Source organism: Natrialba sp. PRR66, from assembly GCF_034808065.1.
Classification (GTDB): domain Archaea; phylum Halobacteriota; class Halobacteria; order Halobacteriales; family Natrialbaceae; genus Natrialba; species Natrialba aegyptia.
This window is the reverse complement of record NZ_JAXHGN010000116.1, coordinates 1-270: the sequence shown is the minus strand read 5'-3', so window position 1 is coordinate 270 and position 270 is coordinate 1. Positions and strand designations below refer to the sequence as shown.

The following is a 270-nucleotide window of genomic DNA, read 5'->3' as shown; positions in this document are numbered from 1 at the left end:
ACGGCGCGCTACTCGACGGCGGCGACGGCTTCGACGCCGAGACGCCGTCGCTCTCGGAGTTCGACTATCCCGACGGGTACGACGAGGACGGCGTCCCGAACGGAACGGTGGCGGCCGAGACGCACTGGGACCGGCTTGCCGCGACGGGCGGCGTCGTCAACGCGACGCAGACGTTCGACGGCGGCGGGACCGCCAGAACGGTCATCCGCATCGACGCCGAGCGGGAGCGGATCTACAGTCGCCAGCATCGGGGCGGCGACACCTCGCAGG

General features: G+C 71.9%; 1 protein-coding gene. It reads left to right on the top strand.

Annotated features, from left to right (window positions below; genetic code table 11):
- The coding region (locus SM755_RS23690) for a hypothetical protein (RefSeq protein ID WP_323174840.1) at positions 1-270 on the top strand (270 nt) is incomplete at both ends.